Annotated in this window: 18 protein-coding genes; 7 read left to right on the top strand and 11 right to left on the bottom strand. The window is 62.3% G+C overall.

Annotation, left to right across the window (positions count from 1 at the left end; genetic code table 11):
* Window positions 1-6 precede the first annotated feature (6 nt).
* The 3 genes from NQ492_RS01930 to NQ492_RS01920 are packed head-to-tail and all read left to right on the top strand — an operon-like array spanning window position 7 to window position 6402.
* Window positions 7-1542: a sulfatase family protein gene (locus tag NQ492_RS01930; RefSeq protein ID WP_044054705.1), complete on the top strand. Its 1536-nt coding sequence runs from the start codon at window positions 7-9 to the stop codon at window positions 1540-1542.
* A gap of 13 nt (window positions 1543-1555) precedes the next feature.
* Window positions 1556-4132: a DUF4955 domain-containing protein gene (locus tag NQ492_RS01925; protein WP_015546314.1), complete on the top strand. Its 2577-nt coding sequence runs from the start codon at window positions 1556-1558 to the stop codon at window positions 4130-4132.
* Window positions 4133-4152: 20 nt separating this feature from the next.
* Window positions 4153-6402: a PL29 family lyase N-terminal domain-containing protein gene (locus NQ492_RS01920; RefSeq protein WP_015546315.1), complete on the top strand. Its 2250-nt coding sequence runs from the start codon at window positions 4153-4155 to the stop codon at window positions 6400-6402.
* A 76-nt stretch (window positions 6403-6478) separates the two neighbouring features.
* Here NQ492_RS01920 and NQ492_RS01915 read toward each other — a convergent pair whose 3' ends face one another.
* The 6 genes from NQ492_RS01915 to ilvD form a co-directional block, all read right to left on the bottom strand.
* On the bottom strand, window positions 6479-7444 hold the full coding sequence (locus tag NQ492_RS01915) for a type I phosphomannose isomerase catalytic subunit (RefSeq protein WP_015546316.1): 966 nt from the start codon (window positions 7442-7444) through the stop codon (window positions 6479-6481).
* Between the two features lie 12 nt (window positions 7445-7456).
* Window positions 7457-8563: an ROK family protein gene (locus NQ492_RS01910; RefSeq protein WP_015546317.1), complete on the bottom strand. Its 1107-nt coding sequence runs from the start codon at window positions 8561-8563 to the stop codon at window positions 7457-7459.
* 134 nt (window positions 8564-8697) lie between these two features.
* Window positions 8698-9744: a ketol-acid reductoisomerase gene (gene ilvC, locus NQ492_RS01905; RefSeq protein WP_138266035.1), complete on the bottom strand. Its 1047-nt coding sequence runs from the start codon at window positions 9742-9744 to the stop codon at window positions 8698-8700.
* A gap of 38 nt (window positions 9745-9782) precedes the next feature.
* Entirely contained in the window at window positions 9783-10334 is a 552-nt protein-coding gene (gene ilvN, locus NQ492_RS01900) for an acetolactate synthase small subunit (protein ID WP_015546319.1), read from the bottom strand.
* Window positions 10335-10347: 13 nt separating this feature from the next.
* Window positions 10348-12084, bottom strand: coding sequence for a biosynthetic-type acetolactate synthase large subunit (gene ilvB / locus NQ492_RS01895; RefSeq protein ID WP_015546320.1), 1737 nt, complete (start codon window positions 12082-12084; stop codon window positions 10348-10350).
* A gap of 15 nt (window positions 12085-12099) precedes the next feature.
* On the bottom strand, window positions 12100-13926 hold the full coding sequence (gene ilvD / locus NQ492_RS01890) for a dihydroxy-acid dehydratase (protein ID WP_015546321.1): 1827 nt from the start codon (window positions 13924-13926) through the stop codon (window positions 12100-12102).
* Window positions 13927-14795: 869 nt separating this feature from the next.
* Here ilvD and NQ492_RS01885 point away from each other — a divergent pair.
* The 3 genes from NQ492_RS01885 to NQ492_RS01875 all read left to right on the top strand — a co-directional run bounded on the left by NQ492_RS01885 (window position 14796) and on the right by NQ492_RS01875 (window position 18352).
* The gene (locus tag NQ492_RS01885; RefSeq protein WP_044054038.1) at window positions 14796-15722 is read left to right on the top strand and encodes a homoserine kinase; all 927 of its coding nucleotides are present in this window, start codon (window positions 14796-14798) and stop codon (window positions 15720-15722) included.
* Window positions 15723-15737: 15 nt separating this feature from the next.
* The gene (thrC, locus tag NQ492_RS01880) at window positions 15738-17030 is read left to right on the top strand and encodes a threonine synthase (RefSeq protein WP_015546323.1); all 1293 of its coding nucleotides are present in this window, start codon (window positions 15738-15740) and stop codon (window positions 17028-17030) included.
* 137 nt (window positions 17031-17167) lie between these two features.
* Window positions 17168-18352, top strand: coding sequence for a hypothetical protein (locus NQ492_RS01875; RefSeq protein ID WP_015546324.1), 1185 nt, complete (start codon window positions 17168-17170; stop codon window positions 18350-18352).
* A 116-nt stretch (window positions 18353-18468) separates the two neighbouring features.
* Here NQ492_RS01875 and NQ492_RS01870 read toward each other — a convergent pair whose 3' ends face one another.
* Complete coding sequence (locus NQ492_RS01870) at window positions 18469-18687, bottom strand: hypothetical protein (RefSeq protein ID WP_138266039.1); 219 nt, start codon at window positions 18685-18687, stop codon at window positions 18469-18471.
* A 62-nt stretch (window positions 18688-18749) separates the two neighbouring features.
* Window positions 18750-19820 carry a DNA polymerase IV gene (gene dinB, locus NQ492_RS01865; protein WP_015546326.1) on the bottom strand — a complete coding sequence of 357 codons (1071 nt, stop codon included), beginning with the start codon at window positions 19818-19820 and terminating at the stop codon, window positions 18750-18752.
* Between the two features lie 218 nt (window positions 19821-20038).
* Between dinB and NQ492_RS01860 the strand changes: the two genes are divergently transcribed.
* A complete protein-coding gene (locus NQ492_RS01860; RefSeq protein WP_015546327.1) occupies window positions 20039-20653 on the top strand; it encodes a nitroreductase family protein in 615 nt (204 codons plus the stop codon).
* Between the two features lie 197 nt (window positions 20654-20850).
* Here NQ492_RS01860 and NQ492_RS01855 read toward each other — a convergent pair whose 3' ends face one another.
* Genes NQ492_RS01855 through NQ492_RS01845 form a run of 3 tightly spaced genes read right to left on the bottom strand, consistent with a single transcriptional unit; the run spans window position 20851 to window position 25515 of the window.
* On the bottom strand, window positions 20851-21582 hold the full coding sequence (locus NQ492_RS01855; RefSeq protein ID WP_015546328.1) for a copper homeostasis protein CutC: 732 nt from the start codon (window positions 21580-21582) through the stop codon (window positions 20851-20853).
* A 7-nt stretch (window positions 21583-21589) separates the two neighbouring features.
* Window positions 21590-24211 carry a transglutaminase domain-containing protein gene (locus NQ492_RS01850; protein ID WP_015546329.1) on the bottom strand — a complete coding sequence of 874 codons (2622 nt, stop codon included), beginning with the start codon at window positions 24209-24211 and terminating at the stop codon, window positions 21590-21592.
* Window positions 24208-25515 carry an alpha-L-fucosidase gene (locus NQ492_RS01845; RefSeq protein ID WP_015546330.1) on the bottom strand — a complete coding sequence of 436 codons (1308 nt, stop codon included), beginning with the start codon at window positions 25513-25515 and terminating at the stop codon, window positions 24208-24210. Before NQ492_RS01845 ends, NQ492_RS01850 begins: the two co-directional genes overlap by 4 nt.
* Window positions 25516-25623: the final 108 nt, after the last annotated feature.

Below are 25623 nucleotides of genomic sequence, written 5' to 3'. Positions count from 1 at the left end.
ACGATGTTGAAAATTAGAATTGCAATTCCGTTTGCGGGCCTCGCCCTGACGGCCTGCGGGCAGTCGGAGACCGGGCGCCCCAACGTGATCTACGTATTTCCGGACCAGTATCGCAACTCCTCGCTGGGGTTCTGGAGCGATCCGGAGTTCGCCGCCGAGGTGGGGTGGAAGGGCGATCCGGTCGCAACGCCCAACCTCGACCGCTTCGCCCGCGAAGCCACGGTGCTGACCGAGGCGGTGAGCAATTTCCCCGTGAGCAGCCCCCACCGGGGCATGTTGCTTTCGGGCATGTATCCCGAGCGGAACGGCGTGGTGCTGAACTGCATGTCGGAGCGTCCCGAAAGTTCGCTGCGCGAGGACGCCGAGTGTATCGGCGACGTCTTCTCGGCGGCGGGCTACGACTGCGCCTACATCGGCAAGCTGCACGCCGACTTCCCGACGAAGAACAACCCCCAGCGTCCGGGAACCTACGTCAGCGACGCTGTTCCCGAGTGGGACGCCTACACGCCGCCCGAACGCCGCCACGGGTTCAACTACTGGTACTCCTACGGCACCTACGACGTGCACAAGCATCCCCATTACTGGGATACCGACGGCAACCGTCACGATGTCGACGAGTGGTCGCCGCGGCACGAAGTTTCGAAAGCCATCGAATATATCGAAAACAAGGGCGGCGTGCGCGATCCGGGAAAACCGTTCCTGATGATGATCGGCATGAATCCGCCGCATTCGCCTTACGCTTCGACCGACGACTGCGACCTGGAGGGGTATGAACGTTACAAGGACAAGTCGCTGACCGAGCTGCTCGTGCGCGACAACGCCGACACGACGATGGCCAAGGCCGCCGCCGTGCGTTACTATTTCGCCAACGTGAGCGGTATCGACCGTGAGTTCGGCCGCCTGCTCGCTGCGCTGGACAGGGCGGGGCTTACGGAGAACACGATCGTGGTCTTCGCTTCGGACCACGGCGAGACGATGACCAGCCATTCGACCGACGACCCCAAGAACTCGATCTGGCGCGAGTCGCTGAACATTCCCTTTCTGGTGCGCTATCCGGGGCGGGTGCCGCACCGTGTGGACGATCTGCTGCTCTCGACGCCCGACATCATGCCGACGCTGCTGGGGCTGGCGGGCCTCGGGGAGCGGATTCCCGCGAGTGTCGAGGGGCGCGACTACTCGGCCGTGCTGCGGCAGGACGCCGTGCAGCCCGAACGCCCGCGCGCTGCCCTTTACATGCGCAACCTCGACGGCGGGCGCGATGCCGACGGACTGGTCCGCGGCTTCTTCGCCCAGGCGCGCGGGGTGAAGACCGCAACGCATACGATGGAGCTGCGCATCGGCCGCGACGGGACGCTCGAACGCGTGCTGATGTTCGACGATGCGGCCGATCCCTACCAGCTGCACAACCTCGCGCCGGAGGAGCATCCTGCGCTGTTCGCCGCGCTGTGCCGCGAACTGGCCGTGTTGCTGCGCGACAACGACGACGTGTGGTTCCGCGAGGGCGTCTTGTCCGACGTGGTTCCCTATGATACGAATAACTAACAATCAATCGGATATGAATAAATTGTTTTTGTGGATTGCAGCGGCCTCGGCCTTTGTGCTGCAATCGTGTGAGAACACCGACGGCATCCGCGACGAGATCGGGAGCCTGCGCGACCGGGTGATTGCGCTGGAGGCGAAGATCGGCAGCGTGAACACCTCCATCGTGGCGCTCCACAAGTTGATGGACGAGTCGACGATCATCGTCGGGATCGAACCCAACGCAAAGGGGTACGAGATCGAGTTGAGCGACGGAACCCGGCTGCCCGTCATCCTCGGTGAGAAGATCGAGGCGCTGGTTCCCGTCATGGGCATCGACGCCGAGGGCTACTGGACCGTGAGCCTCGACGGCGGAGCCACTTCCGAGCGGCTGAAGGTCGGCGGAGAGTACGTTTCGGCATGGCCCGTTTCGGGCGGCGACCATAAGCCCGGCGCCGAGGGCGTCACCCCGCAGCTGAAGGTTTCGGCCGACGGGGAGTGGCTCGTGAGCCTCGACGGCGGGGTGACCTACGCGCCGCTTTTGCAAAACGGACAGCCGGTCAATGCCTTGGGGGATAAAGTCGTCGTCAGTTACAGTTCGGCTTTCAAGTCGGTGACTTACGACGCGACGACCGGACTTTTGGCGGTCGAACTGCTCGACGGCGAAAAACTCACGCTTCCCGTCTTCGACGATTTCGGACTGACGGTGACGGCTTCCGACAACGAGACTTTCCGCCTCGGGGAGACCCGGGCTTTCGAGGTCGTGCAGAACAACGTCGCCGAGGCGGTGATCGACGCTCCTGCGGGCTGGACGGCCGTGCTTGGCGAGACGACGCTGACGGTCAAGGCTCCCGCGACGTTCGACGCCGCTTCGCAGCAGGCGGCGGTCTCGGTGACGGTCTATTCGGACAGGAAATACCGGAAACTCGTCACGCTGAATGTGACGCTGCTCGACGAGCAGGTGGATGTCAACGCCGCTCTGGCATGGCGGAATTTTAAGGCCGGAACTGCGGATAACGTCCTGCTCGATTATTCGTATGCCGGTTACAAGCACGGCGAGGAGGCTCCGGCCGATGTCTGGGGACTGGGCTACAAGGTTTACAACGTCGTCGACTACGGCGCCGATCCCACGGGCGTCAGGTCCTCGCGCGGGGCGTTGGCAGCGCTGCTCAAGGAGCTGAAACTTTCCGGACGGAGCGATGCGGGGGCGAACCTCGCGAATGCCAATGCCCGGGCGGTGATCTACTTCCCCGAGGGGCGTTTCGTCCTCCACAACGACGACGACAACGTGGTGGACCCAACCTCCGCCAACCAGAAATACACCGATTCGAAGGGGAACAACCGCAGCGAGGAGATTTTCATTCGCGGGGGTTATTTCGTGCTCAAGGGCGCGGGCCGCGGCAAGACGACGCTCGTCATGGACACGCCCAACCTGCCGAACAACTCGGAGCAGATGTGGTCGTCGCCCATGATGATCAATATCAAGCACAATTCGGGACTTTCGGACCTCACGACGGTGACGGGCGACGCCGCACGCGGCACGTTCTCGGTGGAGGTGGCTTCGGCGGCCGGCATCGGGAAGGGCGACTGGGTGTGCCTTTCGCTTTCGAACAACGACCCGACGCTGGTGGCGCAGGAGCTGGCGCCGCACCGGGTCGAGGGAAACATGACCGATATTCAGACCATTACGGTCGAGGACTATCACCAGGTGGCTTCCGTAAGCGGCAACCGCGTGACCTTCGCCGAACCGATCATGTACGCCGTGGAGGCCAAATGGGGCTGGAAAATCCGCAAGTATCCCCATTATGAACATGTCGGCGTCGAGGACCTCACGTTCGAGGGCCGCTCGAAGGAGAACTTCGGCCACCACGCTTCGTGGGAGGACGACGGGGCCTACAAGCCGCTCAACATGATGCGTCTGACCGATTCGTGGATTCGCCGCGTCGATTTCAGGGGCGTCAGCGAGGCGTTGTCGATCGTGTCGAGCGCCAACTGCTCGGCCTACGACATCGAGATCAGCGGCAACCGCGGCCACTCGGGCGTGCGCTCGCAGTCCTCGTCGCGCATCTTCATCGGCAAGGTCTGCGACCGCAGCCGCGGGCAGGCTGTCTCGCCGCCCTATACGAGCACGGGGTATTTCGAAAACGCCGGACAGTACCACGCCTCGGGTGTGTCGAACACCTCGCTGGGGGCCGTGCTGTGGAACAACACGTGGGGTGACGACGCCTTCTTCGAGTCGCACTCCAGGCAGCCGCGCGCCACGCTCGTCGACCGTTGCACGGGCGGATTCGTGCAATGGCGTTTCGGCGGCGACGAAACCAACGTGCCCAACCACCTGGGCGACCTGACGATCTGGAATCTGAACGCCACGCGTGCGGCGCACGATTTCGGGGCCGAACCGTTCAAGTGGTGGCTCTCCTCGGACAAGTGGTGGAAGACCATGCCGCCGATCATCGTCGGATTCCACGGCGCGGCGGTCACCTTCGACGAGAGCGCCGAACAGGTGAAATACCTCGAAAGCAACGGCGCGGCCGTCGAGCCGCTGTCGCTCTACGAAGCGCAGCTGCGCCAGCGGTTAGGGTATGTCCCCGCATGGCTCAATTCATTGAAATAGAATAAAAAACCAAACATATTATGAAAAAGTATCTGATCCTGATCTTCGTCGCGCTGGCTGCGGTTTTCCAGTCGTGCGACAACAACGACGACCTGTGGGATGCGATCGACGACCTGAAGAGCCGCGTGCAGGCGCTCGAAACGCAGGTCGACGCGCTGAACGGCAACATCGAGGCGTTGCAGAAACTCTACGGCGGCGCCACGATCTCCAAGGTCGAGACCTCCGATGGCAAATATCTCATCACGCTGACCAACGGCGAGACCATCGAACTGGTGCAGGGCAGCGAGGCCGAGGCCGTGATTCCGATCGTCTCGATCAACGACAAGGGCGAGTGGCAGGTGTCGACCGACAACGGAGCCACGTTCACCTCGCTCGGCGTGAAGGCCGTGGCCGAGGACGGCACGACGCCCCGGTTCCGCATCGACGAGGCCACCGGCTACTGGCAGGTGAGCTACGACGGCGGCACCTCCTTCGAAAATGTGAAGGACACCAAGGGCCAGCCCGTCAAGGCCATCGGCTCGGGTACGGTGACCGACAAGTTCTTCGAGGAGGTGAAGGTCGACGGCGGCGACCTCTATATCAGGCTGCTCGGCGGCGAGGAACTGCGCATTCCGATCGTGAGCGATTTCTTCTGCCGGATCGTCACGCCGACCGAGGGTGTGCAGACGTTCGACGCCGGGGCCACCAAACGTTTCGTGGTGGAGATCCGAGGTGTCGAGCAGGTGAAACTGTCGGCTCCCGAGGGCTGGTCGGCACGCCTGACCGATGCCGTGGATGAGAGGGCCGAACTGATCGTGACGGCCCCCGCAGCCGTGACCCGCGCCACGGCCGACACGTCGAAGGACGTGGCGATCGAGGCTTTTGCGGCCGGCGGGCTTTCGACGGTGGCCAAAATCCAGGTCGAGAGCACCGGAACGGCTCCCGCCGCTCCGACGGTTGCGGTGACCAACTCCGCGACGGTCGAGCCCACGCAGTCGGCGCTGACCTTCGACGTTGCGCCCTCGGCCAATGCCGACGGCTGGAAATACCTCTGCCTCAAATCGACGGAAGCGGCTCCCGACGCCGCCAGGGTTCTTGCCGAAGGCACGGCCGGTGCGGGTACGGGCGTGACGGTCGGGAATCTCGAAGCCAATACGGCCTATACGATCTACGTGGTCGCCTATGCCGGCGATCTGACGAGCGAGGTGGCAAGCGTCGGGAACACGACGGCGGAGGCTCCCGTTACCGCCGAGGCGGACTACTACCAGGATTATCAGGACGGGAAAGACATCGCGCTGGGCGACCTGACGATCAATAAGACGGTCTATCCGGAAGCGCAGCTGCTCAAGCCCTCCGAACTGACCGCTGCGATCATTACGGCCGGAGGTTTGATTTTCGTCGACAACTCCGATGCTGCCGATCTGTCGTTCACGATTTCGGGCGCGTCGATCAATATGGGCGACATCGTGCTGATCGGCCGTTATCCCGAACGTGCGCAGGCGACGATCTCCGGGCCGGAACTGCGTTGCAAGTACAATGCGGCTTTCAAGAACCTGCATATCGCAGCCTCGGGCAATTACAACCTCTTTACGACGACCAATGCCACCTATGATCCGACGCTGCATGTCGAGGATTGTACCGTGGATGCCGCCTACAATGTGGTTTACGATTCGCACAATACGCAGAATTTCAAGAGTGTCTATTTCGGGAATTCGATCGTGAAGATGACCGTCGCCAACAAGCCGTTCTATTCGACCAAGGCGAAGGACGCGCATACGCAGCAGTTGATTCGTCTGGATAACAACGTATTTTATGCCGAAACGCCTTTGCAGAACTACCTGATCAACTGCGGGGACAGGTCGCAGGCATTCCAGACGACCCGGCTTCAGGTCGAGGTGACGAACAATACGATTTATAACATTTACCAGCCGAACATTATGATCCGGGCTTATGTCCTCGCAGGGCTGACCGTGACCAAGAATGTCGGGTATTATACCGGTGTTACCGCGAAAAATTATCTGACGGGTGTGTATGACACGGCCGGATTTACGGCTGACAAGGCGGAGGTAACCTATAATTACCTCTACACCGCGCCGGTCAGCGATACGAATTTCTGGTCGGCGAAGCATACCGGAAGCTACACGCCTGCAAATAACCAGATGGGCGACGGCGTGGAAGCTCCGTTCTCTTCGATGGATGCGGCGAAGGGGTATTTCCCGGTCGACGCTTCGGTGGTGAAGACGGGTGCGGGAGCGACCTACGACACGAAGGCGTGGTTCAAGACGGAGTAATTCCGGCTTGCCGTAACGAAAAACTCCGGCCTGCATTTTCGCAGGCCGGAGTTTTTCGTTGAGCCGAAGAGGCGGATCAGCCGATCCAGCTTGTCAGAATCTTCATGCCGCCGTCGGGCGTGAAGGCGAGCGAACGGGCCGAAGCCGGAATCAGGACCGTTTCGCCCTGGTGCACCGGAACCGCTGCGCCGCTGTCGTCGGTGAGCGTGCCGCAGCCCTCGATGCAGATCGCCACGACGAACGAGTCGAGCGACGCGAGGTCGAGCGTCTCGGGGCGGGTCAGATCGTAGAGCGACGTGGTGAAATAAGGGCACGACACCAGCTCCACGCGCGTGTCCTGCGCCGGCTCGTAATGCGTCCGGTAATCGGGCAGCACGGTGTAGTCGATGGCGCCCTTCGCCAGTTCGGTGTGCAGTTCGCGGGTGTTGCCGTTGGCATCGCGGCGGTTGAAATCGTAGATGCGGTAGGTGATGTTCGAGGTCTGCTGGATTTCGGCGATGAACGACCCCGCGCCGATCGAGTGCACACGTCCCGCGGGCAGGAAAAACACGTCGCCCGGTGCGATCTTGTAGTCGGCCAGGATGTCCGTGATGGTGTTGTCCCCGACGCTGGCCTCGTACTCGGCCGGCGTTACCTGCTTCGAGAAGCCCGAACGCAGGTGCGCGTCCTTATCCGCCGACACCACGTACCACATTTCGGTCTTGCCCTTGGATTTGTGGCGTTCCCATGCCAGCTCATCGTTCGGGTGCACCTGGATCGAGAGATCCTGCCGGGCGTCGATGAACTTGATCAGCAGCGGGAACTCCTCGCCGAAACGCCCGTAGTTGGCTTTGCCCAACAGCGCCGCGCCGTGACGGGCGATCAGTTCCGGGAGCGATGTCCCGGCTTCGGGGCCTTCGGCGACGACGGACTCGTTGTCCTTGACGCCCGAAAGCTCCCAGCTTTCGCCGATGTTGCGCTGGTCGGTGGCGATTCCCTTGTAAGGGGCGATCTTCTCGCCGCCCCAGATCAGGGATTTCAGAATCGGTTGAAATTTATACATGGTCGATCTATTTTATGCGTTTTCCGTGTCGAGCTGGCTCAAGGCGAAAGCGTATGCTCCGACCGAAATGGCTTGGCTCGCGCCGAGTTTCGAAATGGTCACGCCGATGCGTTTTTGCGGGTCGTAGGCCACGTAGCGGTCCGTGCCGTAGACTTTCAGGGGCCGCTGCGCGCCCTTGGCGAATTCGCGGAACTCCGTCTCGTCGTCCAGATCGTAAACCTTCATCTGCACGCGGTTCAACTCGTTGCCGTTGAGCTGGTGCATCTTCGAACGCAGCTCGTTCAGCAGGCTGGGCATGATCCATTTGCGGGCCGCCGTGATGCCGCCGCCGATGACGATCAGGCCGTCCACCAGCGTCACGGCCGTAGCCATGGCGTCGCCGGCGATCTCGCCCATTTCGGCAAAAGCCTTCTTCGCGGCCTCGACATCTCCCGGGCGTTTACCCTCGGCGATTTCGCAGATATCTTTCGGTTCGAAGGTGTGGTTCACGTCGCCCGAAGCTTCGCCGTAGACGCGTTTCACGGCACGGATCGACGCCCCGTCCTCGACGATGATTTCGGGCATTTTCTTGTGACGCAGGCAGAACGTCTCGACGCATGAGTTGTCGCCGCGGTTCAGCCGGTTGTCGATCACAAGGCCCACGCCGAGTCCCGTGCCGAAGGTGTAGCCGACGAGGTTTTTGTATTTCTTCGGGCTTCCCAGCGCTTCGAGCCGGGCGTTGACCTCGGGCAGGGCGCCTCCCAGCGCCTCGCCGTAGGCGAACAGGTCGCCGTCGTTGTTGATGTATACCGGGATGCCGAATTTCGCTTCGAGGAACGGACCCAGCGCCACGCCTTCGCGGAACGACGGGAAGTTGGGCAGATAACCGCCGATGATGCCGTTCGGATAGTCGGCCGGGCCGGGGAATGCGAAACTGATGGCTACGGGTTTTTCGGACAGACGGTCGATGACGGCCTGGAACCCTTCGACCATCGTCGCGAGGCATTTGTCGAGGTTCTCGGCATGCGACGGGAGGGTGATCGGCTCCACAATGAATTTGTTGGCCTGCATGGCGCCGAAAACGAGGTTCGTGCCGCCGGCGTCGAGGGTGATGACCACCCGGTTGTCATGGCTGTACATATTGAGTAGTTTTGTTTGGATTGCCGGTGTTCCGGCAGGCAAAGATACATAAAAATTGAACGGGTGCAAAACCGAATTGCGCGAAAAAGGCCGGCGACTGCTGCCGCCGGCCTTTTTCAGGACCTTGCCTTGTGTCAGTTGTTTTCGGGACGCAGCTTGCGCACGACGGCGCCGGTCTGCCACATCTCGCTTTCGCGCATCTCGCGCAGCTCCTCGTTGAGCTTCTCGCGGTAGTCGGGTTTGCTGTTCAGGTCGATCGAACGCTGGGCCTCGTTGCCGGCGGCCACCTCCCTGTACAGCTCTTCGAAGACGGGTTTCGTGGCGTCGCGGAACTTCTTCCACCAGTCCAGCGCGCCGCGCTGGGCCGTGGTCGAACAGTTGGCGTACATCCAGTCCATGCCGTTCTCCGAGACCAGCGGCATGAGCGACTGGGTCAGCTCCTCGACCGTTTCGTTGAAGGCCTCCGAGGGGGTGTGGCCGTTGGCGCGCAGCGTGTCGTACTGGGCGGCGAAGATGCCCTGGATGGCGCCCATCAGCGTGCCGCGCTCGCCCGTGAGGTCGGAGTAGACCTCGCGCTTGAAGTCGGTTTCGAACAGGTAGCCCGAACCCACGCCGATGCCCAGCGCCACGACGCGTTCGAAGGCGCGGCCCGTGGCGTCCTGGAACACCGCATAGCTCGAATTGAGTCCGCGGCCCTGGAGGAACATGCGCCGCAGCGAGGTTCCCGAGCCTTTCGGGGCGATCAGGATCACGTCCACGTCGGCCGGGGGCACGATGCCCGTGCGCTCCTTGTAGGTGATGCCGAAGCCGTGGGAGAAATAGAGGGCCTTGCCCGGCGTGAGGTGCTTTTTGATTGAAGGCCATACGGCGATCTGCCCGGCGTCGGAGAGCAGGTACTGGATGATCGTGGCGCGCTCGGCGGCCTCCTCGATGCCGAAAAGCGTCTGGCCCGGCACCCAGCCGTCGGCTACGGCCTTGTCCCAGCTCGCGGAGCCTTCGCGCTGGCCCACGATGACCCTGAATCCGTTGTCGCGCAGGTTGAGCGACTGTCCGGGGCCTTGCACGCCGTAGCCGATGACGGCGATGGTTTCGTCCTTGAGTGTTTCGAGCGCTTTTTCCAGAGGAAATTCCTCGCGGGTTACGACGTTCTCTTCGACGCCGCCGAAATTGATCTTTGCCATGATTTTCGTGATTTTGAGTTTGTTATATGTTCTGAAAGTTATTTTTCGCTTTTGCTCCCTTCTTCATCGGATTCGGCCCTTAAACGGTCGATTTCTTCAAGGTACTCGTTCAGCAGCTCGCGCCGCGACTTGATGATGGCCACCGTGCCGCTGCGCACGAACTGCTGTACGCCGTAGGGTTGCAGCAGGCGGAACAACGCCTGCGTGTCGGCCTTGTGGCCGGTTTTCTCGACGACGATGTAGTCCTCGTCGATCTCCAGAATGCGGACGTTGTGTTCCCTGACGAGTTGTTCGACGCCCCGGCTGCGGGTCACCTTGTAGAGGGCGATCTCCTGCTGCACGACCTCGTCGGGGGTGTAGACGAAGGTCTTCAGCACGTCGATCTTCTTCTCGACCTGCCGCACGAGTTTGTCGACCTGGTCGGGTGTGGTGCGGACCACGATGGTGAATTTGTGGATGCCCTGCAACGCCGATTCCGAGGTCGTGAGGCTCTCGATGTTCACGTCGCGGCAGGTGAAGACGGTGGTGATCTGGCTCAGCAGGCCCACCTTGTTCTCCGAAAACACGGTGATGATGTATTCCTGTTCCATACGCTGTTTCGTTTTATTCGAACCGGATTTCCGATACCGGGGCGCCCGCCGGGACCATCGGGAAAATGTTCTCTTCGCCCTCGACGCGCACCTCCAGCAGGAAGGCGCCTTCGGAGGCTTTCATGGCGGCGATGGCCTCGTCGAGTTCCTCGCGCCGTTCGACGCAGCGGTACGAAAGGCCGTTGCCGCGGGCGATCAGCCCGAAATCGGGGTTGACCATCTCCGTAAAGGAGTAGCGGCGGTCGTAGAACAGCTCCTGCCATTGGCGCACCATGCCGAGGAACGAGTTGTTCAGCAGGACGATTTTCACGGGGATCTTCGACTGGAAGATCGTGCCCAGCTCCTGAATGGTCATTTGCAGGCCGCCGTCGCCGGCGAAAAGGACGACTTCGCGGTCGGGGGCGCCCAACTTGGCCCCGATGGCCGCCGGAAGTCCGAATCCCATCGTGCCGAGACCGCCCGAGGTGACCACGCTGCGCGTGCGGCGGAATCCGAAATAGCGCGCGGCGTTCATCTGCTGCTGGCCCACGTCGGTCACCAGCACCGCGTCGTTGCGGTAGGCCCGGGCCACGGCGGCGACCGTCTCGCCCATGCGGATACGCCCCTCGGCGGGGTGCACGGCCTTGCGGATGACGGCTTCGTATTCGATCTGGTTGCAGGCGCGGAATCCGGCGATCCATTGGCTGTGGTCGCGTTTGCGGATACGCTCGGTGATGAGCGGCAGGGAGCGTTTCACATCGCCCACGACCGCCACGTCGGCCGGGATGATCTTGCCGATCTCCGCGGGGTCGATCTCCAGGTGGATCACCTTGGCGTTGGCGCCGAAATGCGCGGGATTCCCCGTCACGCGGTCGTCGAAACGCATGCCCACGGCCACGAGCAGGTCGCACTCCTGGTTCTTGATGTTGGGACCGTAGTTGCCGTGCATGCCCAGCATGCCCACGTTTTGCGGATGGTCGGTCGGCAGGGCCGAGAGACCCAGCAGGGTCGAGGCGGCGGGCATGCCGCTCTTGTCGAGCAGCGCCCGCAGCTCGGCTTCGGCGTTGCCCAGGATGACGCCCTGACCCACCATGACCAGCGGACGGCGGGCCTGGTCGATCAGCCGTGCGGCTTCGGCGATGCGTTCCGCGTCGGGTGCGGGCGCGGGGAGGTAACTGCGGATCGAGGTGATTTTTTCGTAGCGGAACGGAGCTGTTCCGCATTGTGCGTCCTTGGTGATGTCGACCACGACGGGACCCGGACGGCCCGAGCGGGCGATGTAGAAGGCCTTGGCGATGGCCGCGGGAATGTCCTCGGTGCGCTTGACCTGGCAGTTCCACTTGGTGACGGCCTGCGTGATGCCGACGAAATTGGTCTCCTGAAAGGCGTCGGTGCCCAGCAGCGCGGAGCCGACCTGTCCGGTGACGAGCACCAGCGGCGTGGAGTCCATCAGCGCGTCGGCCAGCCCCGTCACGGTGTTCGTGGCGCCGGGACCCGAGGTCACCAGACAGACCCCGACGCGGCCGCTGACGCGGGCATAGCCCTGTGCGGCGTGCACGGCGCCCTGCTCGTGACGTACGAGGATGTGGCGCAGGCGGTCGCGGTAGTCGTAAAGCGCGTCGTAGACGGGGATGATCGCGCCTCCGGGATAGCCGAAAACGGTTTCGACGCCCTCTTGGAGAAATGATTCGATCAGGGCCTTCGATCCCGTCATCGAGGGGTCGGAGGCCGTGCGTCGCTCTTCGGGACGGAGTGTTTGAGAGGTATTCATTGCGGGTCCGTTTTTTTATTCTTCGTTATCGTCGACGATACGTACGGCGCCTTTGTCGGCCGAGCTGACCAGCCGGGCATAGGCGCGCAGCGACGCCGGAACGCGGCGGTCGCGGCCGGCGGGGCGGAAGCGTTCCTGTGCGGCCATGCGGGCGGCGATCTCCGCATCGTCTACCGCGAGGCGGATCGAGCGGCCGGGGATGTCGATCTCGATCTCATCGCCCGTGCGGACGACGGCGATCTCCCCGCCCGAGGCGGCTTCCGGCGAGACGTGGCCGATCGAAAGCCCCGAGGTTCCGCCCGAGAAACGCCCGTCGGTGATCAGCGCGCAGGCCTTGTCGAGGTGTTTCGACTTGAGGTACGACGTGGGGTAGAGCATCTCCTGCATGCCCGGGCCGCCCTTGGGGCCTTCGTAGCGGATGACGACCACTTCGCCCGGCTGCACCTCGTCGGCGAGAATGCCGTTCATGGCCTGCTCCTGCGATTCGTAAACGCGCGCCGGGCCGCGGAAGACGAACAGTTTTTCGTCCACGCCGGCGGTTTTGACGACGCAGCCCTGCCGGGCGATGTTGCCCGTCAGCACGGCCAGTCCGCCGTCGCGGAAATAGGCGTGCTCCACGTCGCGGATGCAGCCCGCCGTGCGATCGGTATCGGGTTCTTCGTAGTAGGAGTGCTGTGCGCCCAGCTCGCGGCTGTAATGGCCTGCCGGGGCGCTGAGCGCGCGGCGTCGCGCGGCGTCGGCGGCTGCCGGGTTGAGAATGTCGCAGGCCGGGATCGCTTCGCCCAGCGTGCGCCCGTCGACGCGCAGGACCGAGGTGTCGAGCAGTCCGGCACGGTCAAGCTCGCCCAGAATGGCGAAGATGCCTCCGGCACGGTTGACGTCCTGGATGTGGTAGTGCGAGTTGGGGGCGACCTTGCAGAGCACCGGGACCCGGCGCGAAAGGCGGTCGATGTCCTGCATCGTGAAATCGACGCCGGCCTCGTGGGCCACGGCCAGCAGGTGCAGGACCGTGTTGGTCGAGCCGCCCATGGCGATGTCTAACGACATGGCGTTTTCGAAGGCGGCCTTCGTGGCGATCGAACGCGGAAGCACCCGCTCGTCGCCCTCGAAGTAGTAACGTTCGGCATTGCGGACGATGAGCGCCGCAGCGTCCTCGAACAGCCGGCGGCGATTGACGTGGGTGGCGACGATCGTGCCGTTGCCCGGCAGCGAGAGACCCAGCGCCTCGGTCAGACAGTTCATCGAGTTGGCCGTGAACATGCCCGAGCACGATCCGCAGCCGGGGCAGGCGCAACGCTCGATCTCGGCGATCTGCGCGTCGCTGCACGTCTCGTCGGCCCCCATCACCATGGCGTCGATCAGGTCGACGCTGCGGCCCTGAAATTTTCCGGCCTCCATCGGCCCGCCCGAGACGAAGACCGTCGGGATGTTGAGCCGCATGGCGGCCATCAGCATGCCGGGGGTGATCTTGTCGCAGTTCGAAATGCAGACCAGCGCGTCGATCTTGTGGGCGGAGGCCATGTACTCGACGCTGTCGGCGATGATCTCGCGCGAAGGCAGCGAGTAGAGCATGCCGTCGTGGCCCATGGCGATGCCGTCGTCGACGGCGATGGTGTTGAACTCCGCGGCGAAGCACCCGAGGGCTTCGATGCGCTGTTTGACATATTGTCCGATTTCGTGCAGGTGTACGTGCCCCGGCACGAGTTGGGTGAACGAATTGGCGATGCCGATGACCGGCCGGCCGAACTGTTCTTCGCGCATGCCGTTGGCGCGCCAGAGGCTTCTGGCTCCCGCCATCCGGCGGCCCGTCGTGGTGACGGCGCTTTTGAGTGTGTGTTTCATCTTTCCGTTTTCGTTTCAGTCTCCTGCCGGGTCCGGTCCTGCAACAAAAAAACCTTTCCCCGGTGGGAGAAAGGCTTTATTTTCAATCAACTATGCACGCCACCTTTCTCCCGTTATCTCCGAAGGACGACGAGCAGCAGGGTAATGACGTGAATATTCGAATGATTCAGGGCGTTCATAGCCGGTTTTCCGTGTTTGTTCGTTTTCTGCGACAGTGCATCCGCGTGCAGGCCGGGTCTCCCCGTTATGCCGGATGCTTTCTGTCTGACTATGGCAAAGATATGAATATTGAATCAGTTGAACAAATAATTTCCTAAAAAAATTTAATATTGTAACAGTCCGGAAGCATATTCTTTCCTGAAGTTCGCAACTGTGCGTGACGGCTCGTGTTTGCTTACAATTTGAAACCGGTATTTTGGCCTCCGGATGCGGTTCCCGGGCGTTTTCTTCCCGCGGTCCGGCGGGTGTGGGCCGAAAGGCTTTCATTTTTATTTCCGAAATCTCTGTTGCGGCCTTTTTGCGCTGCTCCTATATAAATAAAAGGCCGTCTGCGCAACGGCGGGCCGCTTACAAATTGTTACATGGATTTGGATTATTAAAATATTTGTTTTATATTTGCCGACGATGGTTACCAAACGGCATAACACGACGACAGGGCGAGGTTGCGGATTTATCGGCAATCCCGTAGGCTGTGTTTATACCGCTCTCTTCACGACCGCCACAACTGCCACGACGACTGCCACGACCCCCGTGGGGGTTCAGTAGTCAATATTCCGTCTGCATACCTGCGTGTGCACATCCCGGCCAAGGCTGCCGGAGCGGAAACAGAAAATCAGGCAAAGGTAGTTCAATTCATCAAAAAAATTGGTATGAAACATATTAAGGTTTTCGCGCCGGGAACGGTCGCGAATCTGGGGTGCGGTTTCGATGTGATGGGCCTTACGCTCGACGGCGTGGGCGACGTGCTGGAAGTGGGCGTTGCGGAAAATGCCGAAGGATTCGAAATCCGTAACCGCAGCGGGATGGAACTCCCCGGAAATGTCGAAGAAAACGTCATCACGCCCGCCGTACGGGCCTTGCTCGAAGCTTACGGCCGTCCGGTGCGGATCGAGGTGGAGATTCTCGAAAAGATCGCTCCCGGCAGCGGCATCGGGTCGAGCGCCGCCTCGTCGGCCGCCGCCGTCTACGGGGTCAACGAACTGCTGGGCCGCCCGTTCTCGGGCAAGCAGCTGGTGGAGTTCGCCATGATGGGCGAGGCGTTGCTGGGCGGCACGCCCCATGCCGACAATGTAGGCCCCGCGCTGTTGGGCGGCGTGGTGCTGGTCCGCGGCTACCGGCCGTTCGACATCGTGCGGCTGCCCGTGCCCGACAACTTTTTCTACGCCGTGGCGCATCCCGGCATCGTGGTCAGCACCCGGGAGGCGCGCGAGGCGCTTCCGAAGCGGATTCCTCTGTCGGATGCCGTTGCGCAGTGGGGCAACGTCGGCGGACTGGTCGCCGGGTTCGCGCTGCGCGACGTGGCGCTGATCGGCCGTTCGATGCACGACGTCGTGGCGGAGCCGTACCGCAAGGGATTCATCCCCGGGTACGACGCGCTGAAGGAGCAGGTGCTGGCCGGAGGCGCGCTGGCCATGAACATCGCCGGATCGGGCCCCTCGGTTTTCGCGCTGGCCTCCAATTACGAGGCTGCCGTGCGGATCTCCGGGGAGATGAAGCGGCATTTCGAAGGGTTGGGAATCGGTTGTAATAGCTATGCGGGCCGCGTGTCGAATGCCGGGGCGCGGGTTGTCGAATAACAAAAGCGAAGGACGATGAATTATTACAGTACGAGAGATTGGGAACGGGCGCACGGCTGTTCGCTGCGCGAGGCCGCGATGATGGGGCTGGCCCCCGACGGGGGGCTGTTCGTCCCCGAACGGATTCCGCAGGCCGACATGGCCCTTGCGGAGCGTCTGGCCGGCGAATCCTACGCCGCGTTGGCGGGTTATCTGGCGGGGTTGTTCTTCGGCGGCGATTTCGATTCGCAGGCCGTGCAGCGTGAACTGGACGGCCTTTACGACTTCCCCGTGCCCCTGCGCGTGGTCGGCCGGGGACGCTATACGCTGGAACTGTTCCACGGTCCGACCTGCGCCTTCAAGGATTTCGGCGCCGGGTTCATGGGCCGGATGACAGGCCTGCTGGGCGCCGCCGATGAAAAACTGGTGATTCTCACGGCCACCTCGGGCGATACGGGCAGCGCCGTGGCGCACGGGTTTCACAATGTGCCGGGCGTCGAGGTCGTGGTGCTCTATCCCGAAGGGAAGATCAGCCGCCTGCAGGAGTGCCAGATGACCGCCCTGGGCGGCAACATCCATCCGCTGCGCGTCGCCGGAACGTTCGACGATTGCCAGCGGCTCGTGAAGGAGCTGTTCGCCGACGCCCCGTTCCGCAAGCGGCGACGGGTGACGTCGGCCAATTCGATCAACCTGCTGCGCTGGATTCCGCAGGCGTTCTACTATTTCTACGGTTATTGCCAGTGGCGGCAGGCCACGGGCGGCGACCGTCCTGTCGTCGTCGTGCCGAGCGGCAATTACGGAAACCTCGCCGCCGGAATGCTGGCCCGGCGCATGGGACTGCCCCTCGGGGGCTTCGTCGCCGCCTCGAACGTCAACGATGTCGTGCCCGAGTTCATCCGCACGGGCGTCTACCGCCCGAGGCCGTCGGTGCGGACTCCGGCCAATGCGATGGATGTCGGCGCACCGAGCAATTTCGAACGGATGCTGTGGCTCTGCGACGGCGATCCGGAGATGCTGCGCGCCGAACTGGAGGGATTCCGCTGCGACGATGCCTCGATCCGCCGCACGATCGACGAGCTGTATGAGCGCCACGGCTATTTCTCCGATCCGCACAGCGCCGTCGGCTATGCGGCCTCGGCGGCCGTGGACAAGCCGGGTTTTTACCTCTCCACGGCGCATCCCGCCAAGTTCGGAGAGGTCATCGAATCGGTGACCGGATCGCGGGTGCCGCTTCTGGAGCGGCTCGAACGGCTGACGCGGCGGCCGCAATTCTCCGAACCGCTGGCGGCCGATCTTGCCGCCTTCGAAGAGTTCGTGGCGAACGTCTGAATGTGAAAATCCTCCGCCCCCTGATGCGGAGGATTTTTTTTCTTTTGTTGTGTTTTCGGTTGTGTTTTTGGTTGCTTTTGTTTATATTTGTTGCGGAAAAAGCAAATAAATCCGATACTAACGTAAAAAAACTTCCGATGAACCTCAAACGTCTGCTCCCTTTGCTGGTCGTTCCGCTGCTGCTGACGGCCTGCCCGTCGGGCGCCAACCGGACGAAAAACGGTCCCGATCTGCGTAACCTGCCGCGCGAAATCCGCTCGGGCGAACAAGGTCCGTTCCACGTGCAGGGCATTGCCGTCGATCTCGAACGCGGCTACATCTATTTCTCCTTCACGACCAAACTGCTGAAGATGGACTTCGAAGGCAATCTGATAGGCAGCGTGGACGGCATGACGGGCCATCTGGGCTGCCTGACGATGAATCCAGCCGACGGCCGCGTTTACGGCTCGCTGGAATACAAGGACGATGCGATCGGCAAGGGCATCCGCCGGACGCTCGACGCCGGGCAGGTGGCGCCTGAAGACGAAAAGGACCGGACGGGATTCTACGTCGCTATTTTCGACGTGGACCGCATCACGCGTCCGGACATGGATGCCGAAAAGGATCGTGTGATGACCACGGTCTATATCAAGGAGGCCGTCGACGACTATTTCGCAACGGCGGAGAACGGCGGACGGACGGTCGAGCACCGGTTCGGCTGTTCGGGCATCGACGGCGTGACCTTCGCGCCCCGGTTCGGAGCGAAGGAGGGCGGCGATTATCTCTATGTGGCCTACGGCGTTTACGGCGACACCCTGCGCACGGACAACGATTACCAGGTGCTGCTCGCCTACGACACGAAGGGCTGGAAGCGTTTCGAGCAGCCGCTCTCGCAGGGAAGTCTGCATAAAAGCGGCCCTGCGGCGCCCGATCACAAGTATTTCGTCCGCACGGGCAACACCTCGTGGGGAATTCAGAACCTGGCCTATGATCCCGCGTCGGGAAACTGCTATGCCGCGGTTTACAAAGGTAAAAAATCTCAATACCCCAATTATTCGCTCTTTGTGATCGACGGCGGTAAACCGGCTCGCAGGGAACTTTTGCAGGGATTCGATACGCCCACCGAGGGTGAGGTGATCTCGCTGGTTCCCGCCGGGAAATCGGCCGGCGGCATCTACGGCTGGGATTTCAAATGGGGAACGACGGGACTGTGTCCGCTCGGCGGCGGCTATTTCTACATTTCGCAGAACGCCCGTTCGAAGGAGACCAAACAGCAGAGCAGCACCGTTCGCCTCTATCGGTGGACCGGCGATGCGGATGCCCCCTTCCGGCCGGTCGAATAGCCCCTCTCCGGTTGTGCCATGCGCCCGGCCGCTCCTGCGAGCGGCCGGGCGTCTTCTTGTCGGCTGCATGAGGGGCAGCCAGCGAATGCTGCGGGGTAAGCCTGCATGTTGCCGGGTTATCCCCGGCTTTCCATGCTGTCGACCGACGGGTTGACCATCACCACGCCCTGTTCCAGCTGCCGTTCTGTGGGCGTCCCGTCCCCGGTTGCAGGTGTGATCGGACCTCCGTCGTTGAGAATGTCGTCGGGGGTGACTTGCGTTACGGTGATTTCCTGCGTCGGTTCCGGCTGCCGGGCGGCGGTTTGTTCCGCCCCTGTTCTATCGGTATGTTTCATGGCTCCCTTTTTGGACGGGAGCCTTGCAAAGGCCATACCGTTTCCGGTGATGGCGGGCGCCTTTACGTTTCCGGGTTCCCGAAGTCGAACCGCAGCTGCACGCACTCCGGGCAGGCCTCCGGCGAGTTGCCGACCGTAAGGCCGATCAGCCGGATTTTACGCCCGTGGAAATCCGCCGCGGCCAGCAGTTCTTCCGACACGCGCCGGAGGGTCTCTGCCGAATCGACGGGCGTGAATAGGGTTTTCGAGCGGGTTATCTGCCGGAAGTTGTCGAACTTGAGCTTCAGGACGACGGTCTTGCCCCGAAATTCATGCCGCATCACCCGGTTCCAGACCTCCTCGCGCACGGCCGACAGTTCGAGCCGCAGCCGTTCCCGGTCGTCCGTGTCTTCGGCAAAGGTCGTTTCGGCTCCGAGCGACTTGCGGACCCGGTTCGGCGTGACCTCCCGTTCGTCGATGCCCCGGGCATAGCCGTAATAGCTGTGTCCGGCCTTCCCGAACTGCTGCACGAGTGCCGCTTCGTTCCAGAGCCGCAGGTCGGCTCCCGTACGGATGCCGAGGCGGTGCATCTTTTCGGCCGTCACTTCGCCGATGCCGAAAAAGCGTTCGACGGGCAGTCCGGCTACGAACTCCTCGATCCGCTCCGGCGGGATCGTGAACAGTCCGTCGGGTTTCCGATAGTCGGAGGCGATCTTTGCCAGCATCTTGTTGACCGAGATTCCGGCCGAGGCCGTCAGTCCGGTTTCGGCGAGGATGTGGGCTTTGATTTCGCGGGCGACCAGCGTCGCCGAACGGACGTGGCTCACGTCGAGAAACGCTTCGTCGAGCGAGAGAGGCTCCACGAGTTCGGTGTATTCGCCGAAGATGGCGCGGATCTGTCGGGAAACGGCTTTGTAGACATCGAACCGTGCCGGAACGAAGATCAGTTCCGGACACAGCCGCTTCGCCAGCACGGACGAGAGGGCCGAATGAACCCCATAGGGGCGGGCTTCGTAGCTTGCCGTGGCGACGACCCCGCGCGGTCCGTCATATCCGACGGCGATCGGACGGCCCCGGTATTCGGGACGGTCGCGCTGCTCTACGGATGCGTAAAAGGCATCCATGTCGATATGGATAATCTTGCGTTGGGACATCGGGCGTTTGTCGGACGGACGCAAAGATAATGCAAATTATTTCTTTTTTGCCGGTCGAATCCGGCGTTTCATACCGGCAGGTTGAGGCCCGGTTGGCTGCCGGCGCGTATTGGCGGTTGAAAATCTCTTCCGGATTGAGGGAATGCGAACGGATTGCGTATCTTTGTCCTCGTTTATATATCCGATGAAAAATGGCAGATGATTATTTAGGCCGAAAAATGGAAGAGTACCTGGCCCGTTCGGCATCCGGCCAGGCCAGTCGCCGGCCGCTGGTAACATTGAGCCGGCTGTTGCTGAAAAACCGCAGCCATCGCGGCTACGATCCCCGCTTCATCGTGCGCGAAGACCAGCTTCGCCGCATTATCGGGGTCAATACCCGCATCCCCTCGGCGCGGAATCAGCAGGTCCTGCGATTCCGGCCCGTCCTGGCGGACGAAGCGCCCGGGGTCTTGGCCGAAATCCGCCTCGGAGGGGCCCTGCCCGAGCTTCATTTACCGCTTCCGGGAACCGGGCCGAACGCTTTCATCATCGTCTGCTCGACGGTTCCGGAAGATCGTTATGTCGATATTGATTTGGGTATTTCGGTTCAGAGCATGCTGCTCCAGGCGGCTGAAATCGGACTGAACGGCATCTGTATCGGCGCGTTTGACAAAGAGCGGATCCGGCAGAAATTCCATCTGGAGTCCGAGCCGCTGCTGATCCTGGCCATCGGCAAAGGCATCGAGAAAATCGAATTGGTGGAGATTTCCGAAAACGACGATCACCGTTATTTCCGCAAGGACGGCATACACTATGTCCCTAAAGTCCGTGTGGAAGATCTGATTATCGGGTAAGTCGGATTTTACGCCGCCCGCCGCCCCTTCCCTCGGGGCGGCCCGCTGAACAGCGCAGGTTCCTTGTTGTGGGTGAACGGGGCGCTGGTTCCCCAGGACGGATAAACGCGCCGGAGACCTCCTCGGAGTCGTTTCCGCCGTGCTGTTATTCTTTTTCTGCCCGAATGTCGCGGCCTCCGATGTCCGAATCTCCTGCGTCAGCCGAGTTCGGCAAGGATCTGCCGCACGACGCTCTCGTCGGCATCGGTCAGGGTGTATTCGGGAACACCGGCACACCCGCCCATCGAAACCTGCGGATTGCGGAAGCGCATGCCGCTTTCGCGTTCCCGGCGGGCGCTGAAATGCAGGGCGTCGACCCCTGTGGCGGCCAGCAGTCGGGCGTTCGACGGACCGACGCCGCTCCCCGCCATGACCTCGATGCGTCCGGCCGCCTGCGCCGCCAGCGCACGCAGCGTTCCGATGCCCTCCTGCGCCGTGTTGCGGCCTCCGGAGGTGAGCACCCGGCGGCATCCGGTGCGGATGACCGCTTCGAGCGCCTGCCGGGAATCGCGCGTCATGTCGAACGCCCGGTGAAACGTCACCTCCATCCCCTCGGCCTCGCGCACGAGCTGCGCCGTGCGCGTCTCGTCCACCTCTCCGGCCGGTGTCAGCAGTCCGAAAACCACCCCGTCGGCTCCGTATTCGCGGGCGAGGCGGATCTCTTCGGCCATCAGCGCCACCTCGTCGTCGGTGTAGAGAAAATCTCCGCCCCGGGGGCGTATCATCACGCTCAGCCGCAGGCCCGGCAGGCTCCGGGCATAGCGGATCAGTCCGGCGGAAGGGGTCGTGCCGCCTTCGAGGGGAGCGGCGCAGAGTTCGATGCGCTCAACGCCCGTCCGCCGGGCGATGTCGCATGCATTGCGGGTATAGGTGCAGAGTTCAGTCGTCATAATCCGGTTATAATTGGTGTATGGTGTGCAGGAAACGGTCGCCCAGGCCGATCGTGTAACCGTGGGATTCGAACACGACGCGGTTGAACGTGTCGCCGACGATAAACACCGGAAGCGGAACGTTCCCCGGCAGATGCATCGCGTCGAGGATCTGTCTGCGGACGGAGCCGTCGCGGTCGATGCCGAACGTGACGGTTTGCGGCAGCGAGGCAGCGGGTGACGCCGCGTATTTCGCGTATGCCGTTTCATCGGGGAAGAGCAGGATGATCGAACGGCCCCATTGCTCCAGTTCGGCGGCCTTGGCGGCGATGTCCTTCAGCGCATGATCGGTGGGTTCCTGCCCGACGCCGACCAGTCCGACCACGAAATAGCCGCGTCCCGCGGTGAGCAGCACCGAGGTCTCCCGGCCGGTCCGGGCGTCGATGAATTTCGATTCGGAGTTGAAACTGCCGATCACGCGGACCGCTTCCGAGTTGTCGCGCATCGGTAGATCGGTTTCGGTCGTCCGGTTCGGCCCGATGTTGAGGAACGACACGTTTGCCAGCACGCTGCCGTCGGCCAGGCGGCTGCCCGTTGCGAGCATGTAGTAGCCGGTTTCCAGGTCGGTGGGTGTGTCGAAGCGCGCGCTCCATGGCTCGAAATCGGGGTAGTTCAGCAGCGCGAACGACTGCCCGTCGAAGCGCGAGAGCGTGAAGTGTCTGAAATATTCCGGATCGTCGAGACGCGGAATCGGCTCGTAGCGCAGTTTCAGCCGGCCGGTTTCCAGCTGCCGGTCGTTCGCCGACTCGAAATCGACGGGCACATCCTTTCCGGCGTGGCGGTAGAAGAGGTTCCCGGTCACGGGGTCGATCCATGCCGGAATGCCGAGCGAACGGGCTGCGGCAACGAAAAAGATCTTGCGCGAGGGTTTGTCGGCCGTCCGGCTGCGCCACACGCCTTCGGGCGAGATGGTCGTGGAGACGGTGCAGAGCTCCGGACGCAGCGTCAGGCTGTCGCGGCACCACGCCGCCAGATGCTGCGGGTCACGGCGGAATGCCGCGGCATCGGCCGCCGGGATTTCACGCTGGAGAAACGACCGGTAGGCGGTGAGCATCTCGTTGGCCGCACGCGGAGCCAGCACGGTCGCGGCGTCGGCATCCTTGTCCGTATTATAAAGATGGTCTGCGAGCACCGCCGACGGCGTGTCGCGCAGGTCTTTTTCCGACAGCGTGGCGAGCAGTTGCAGCGCCCGCCCGGTGCATCCTTTCCGGCTCGCTTCGCGCAGGAAATCCATGATCTCGCCGTGATTGCCTCGCGATGCGGTTATGAACCGGGCGATCTGGCCGGGCTTCACTCCGATGGCGCGGGCGAACGAATCGACGGCCGGTTGTGCGGGGAACGTGGCGATATAGGCGTTGCGGATGGAGTCTTCGCGGTTGAAGCGGCGGTCGTTTTCCGCGCGCTGGGCGGCCGTCACCTCCGGCAAATTCGCGCTCTCGGCCGGGGAAACGATGTCGACGGGAAAGGAGAATTCGTCGCCGATCGCATGATCCAGCGCCACCGTCGCCTGCGGCTCCCGCCCGAAAGAGACCTTCCGGATGCCGAACCGCCCGTCGCGGACGGCCGTGACGAGCATGTCGCCCAGTCCTGCCGACAGCGACGCCTGTCCCCGGCCGTCGGTCGTTTTGCGCGACACGGTGAAGAACTCGGCGTAATTGTAAAGTTTGAACTCCACGGTCGCACCCTCCACGGGGCTGCCCGCCGTGTCGGTGACCGTCACGGTGAGCGGAGCGCATGCGGCATAGTTCGAAATCACGTTGATTTCGGTGTAGTTGGCCGTGGTTTTCATCACCTCCTCCGGGCCGTCGTAATAACCGAAGACCTTGGTGTGCATCAGCATCCCGCGGCTGGCCGGGGCGTTGAACCACCCCAGGTCGAGCACCGGTTCCGGCTCGCAGGCCCCGAGGAAATGCCACCGTCCGTCGGCCCAGGCTTCGACCCAGGCGTGGTTGTCGTCGGTGTGCGCCCAGCGGGGCGTGTAGACCTGCCGGGCCGGAATGCCCACCGAGCGCAGCGCCGCGACGAGCAGCGTCGACTCCTCGCCGCAGCGGCCGTGGGCCGTGCGCACGGTGGCCAGCGGCGAACTGGTCCGCGCATCCGACGGCTGGTAGTTGGCCTTTTCGTGACACCAGTGGTTCACTTCGAGGATGGCGTCGTACATCGGCAACCCTTCGACGCGCGGCGCCAGCTGGTCGTGGAACACCCGGCGCGAATCGTCGAGGTTCTCGTTGTTCACCCGCACGGGCAGCACGAAATGCCGGAACAGTTCGTCGGAAACGATGTCTCCCCACGGCATTTCCCGGCGGGTGGCCAGCGCGCTGCGCACGTTTTCCAGATAAAAATCGCCCGGGTAGTCGGTCATGTCCCCCACGGGCATATAGGCATAAAGGAACATCATGGCCTCGCGCTCCTGCCGCGTCATCGGTTCGTCGAATATCCCGAACAGATCGTCCCGGGGAAGCAGTTCCTGTTTGTGGCGGAAATCGGTCTCCACGCGCCGCATGAAACCCTCGTTGCCGGCCGGGGAGCACGCCGACAACACGCCCGTGAGCATAAGCAGGCCGGCGAATAGCTGTGTCGTTTTTTTCATCGTAAAGTGAGTTCTATGATTCGGTCGGTATCCTCGGGAACATGCTCCAGATTCAGGACGATCCCTTTTCCCCGGAGCGTGTCGAACTTCACCCGCTCGCCGTTGTTCAGGCACCGGGCGCTCTTCACCCGTTGCGCGAGCTGCAGGTACAGCGCATCGTCCTGCAAATCGAGCACATGCACATAGAGTTTGTCGCCCTTGCGCGTCGTTACGCCCCAGTCGTGGGGCGGGATGTCGCCGCCGCGGGTCCCGTAGATGCTTTCGCCGTACCGGGCGAGCCATTCGCCCATCTCCCGCAGCCGTTCGACGGCCGTCGCAGGCAGTTTCCCGTCGGGTTGGGGGCCGATGTTGAGCAGCAGGTTCCCGTTGCGGCCCGCAGCCCGAACGAGGTAGTGGATCAGCGTCTTCGACGATTTGTAATCGAGGTCGGTGATCTTGTAGCCCCACATGCCGTTCATCGTCTGGCACGTTTCGAGCGGCAGGCGGCCGATCTCCTGCCCCGAAAGCCCGGCGGTGTTCTCGCCCGGAAGGTCGCGCTCGAAAATCTGGATGTCCTCGCCTTCGAACGGGACCAGGTGGTGGTTGTTACCCACCAGACAGGCCGGCCGGATGGCATGGATATGGTCGTACAGCCCGCGGAGTTTCCAGTCGAAATCCGGGTTCTGGTCCTGGTCCCACACCCCGTCGAACCAGATGGCGCCGACCGGGCCGTAGTCCGTCAGCAGCTCCGTGAGCTGGCGTTTCATAAAGTCGTAGTAACGCTCGTAGCTGATCGCCGTGCCGGGACGGCCCGTTCCCAGCCCGGTCCTGCCGCGCGGGCAGTCGTCGCGGTACCAGTCGATCAGCGAATAATAGAGGTGCAGCCGGATGTCCTGGCGGGCGCACTCGTCGGAGAGCGCCTTTACAATATCCTGTTTATACGGCGTGGAGTCCACGATGTCGTAATCCGTCTGCGCGGTGTCCCACATCGAGAAGCCGTCGTGGTGGCGCGTCGTGAAGCAGACGTATCCTGCACCCGAGGATTTGATGGCCGAGACCCACTCCGCGGCATCGAAATCATGTGGATAAAACGCATTGGCCAGCTTGGCGTACTCCTGATAATTGATATTGCGGTTGGTCATCGTCCATTCGCCCGAGCCGAGCATGGAGTAAAGTCCCCAGTGGAGGAAAATGCCGAATTTGGCGTCCTGAAACGCCGTCCGGGCTTGCAGGTTTTCAGGCGCCGGGGCATAGGGCGCAGTCGTCTGCGCGGAGGCCGTCCAGCAAACGGCGGCGCAGGCCGCAACGATCCAGCGGTTTTTCATCGTATTTGGTTCGGATTATATACTTTATTCAAAAGTAATACAAATTCGCGACAATTATGCTGCTTTTTCCCGTTTTTTCTTTTCGTTTGTTACAATCGGAGCTTTTTA

The organism is Alistipes shahii WAL 8301 (genome assembly GCF_025145845.1).
Lineage (GTDB): Bacteria > Bacteroidota > Bacteroidia > Bacteroidales > Rikenellaceae > Alistipes > Alistipes shahii.
This window is presented reverse-complemented; position numbering and strand designations above follow the sequence as displayed.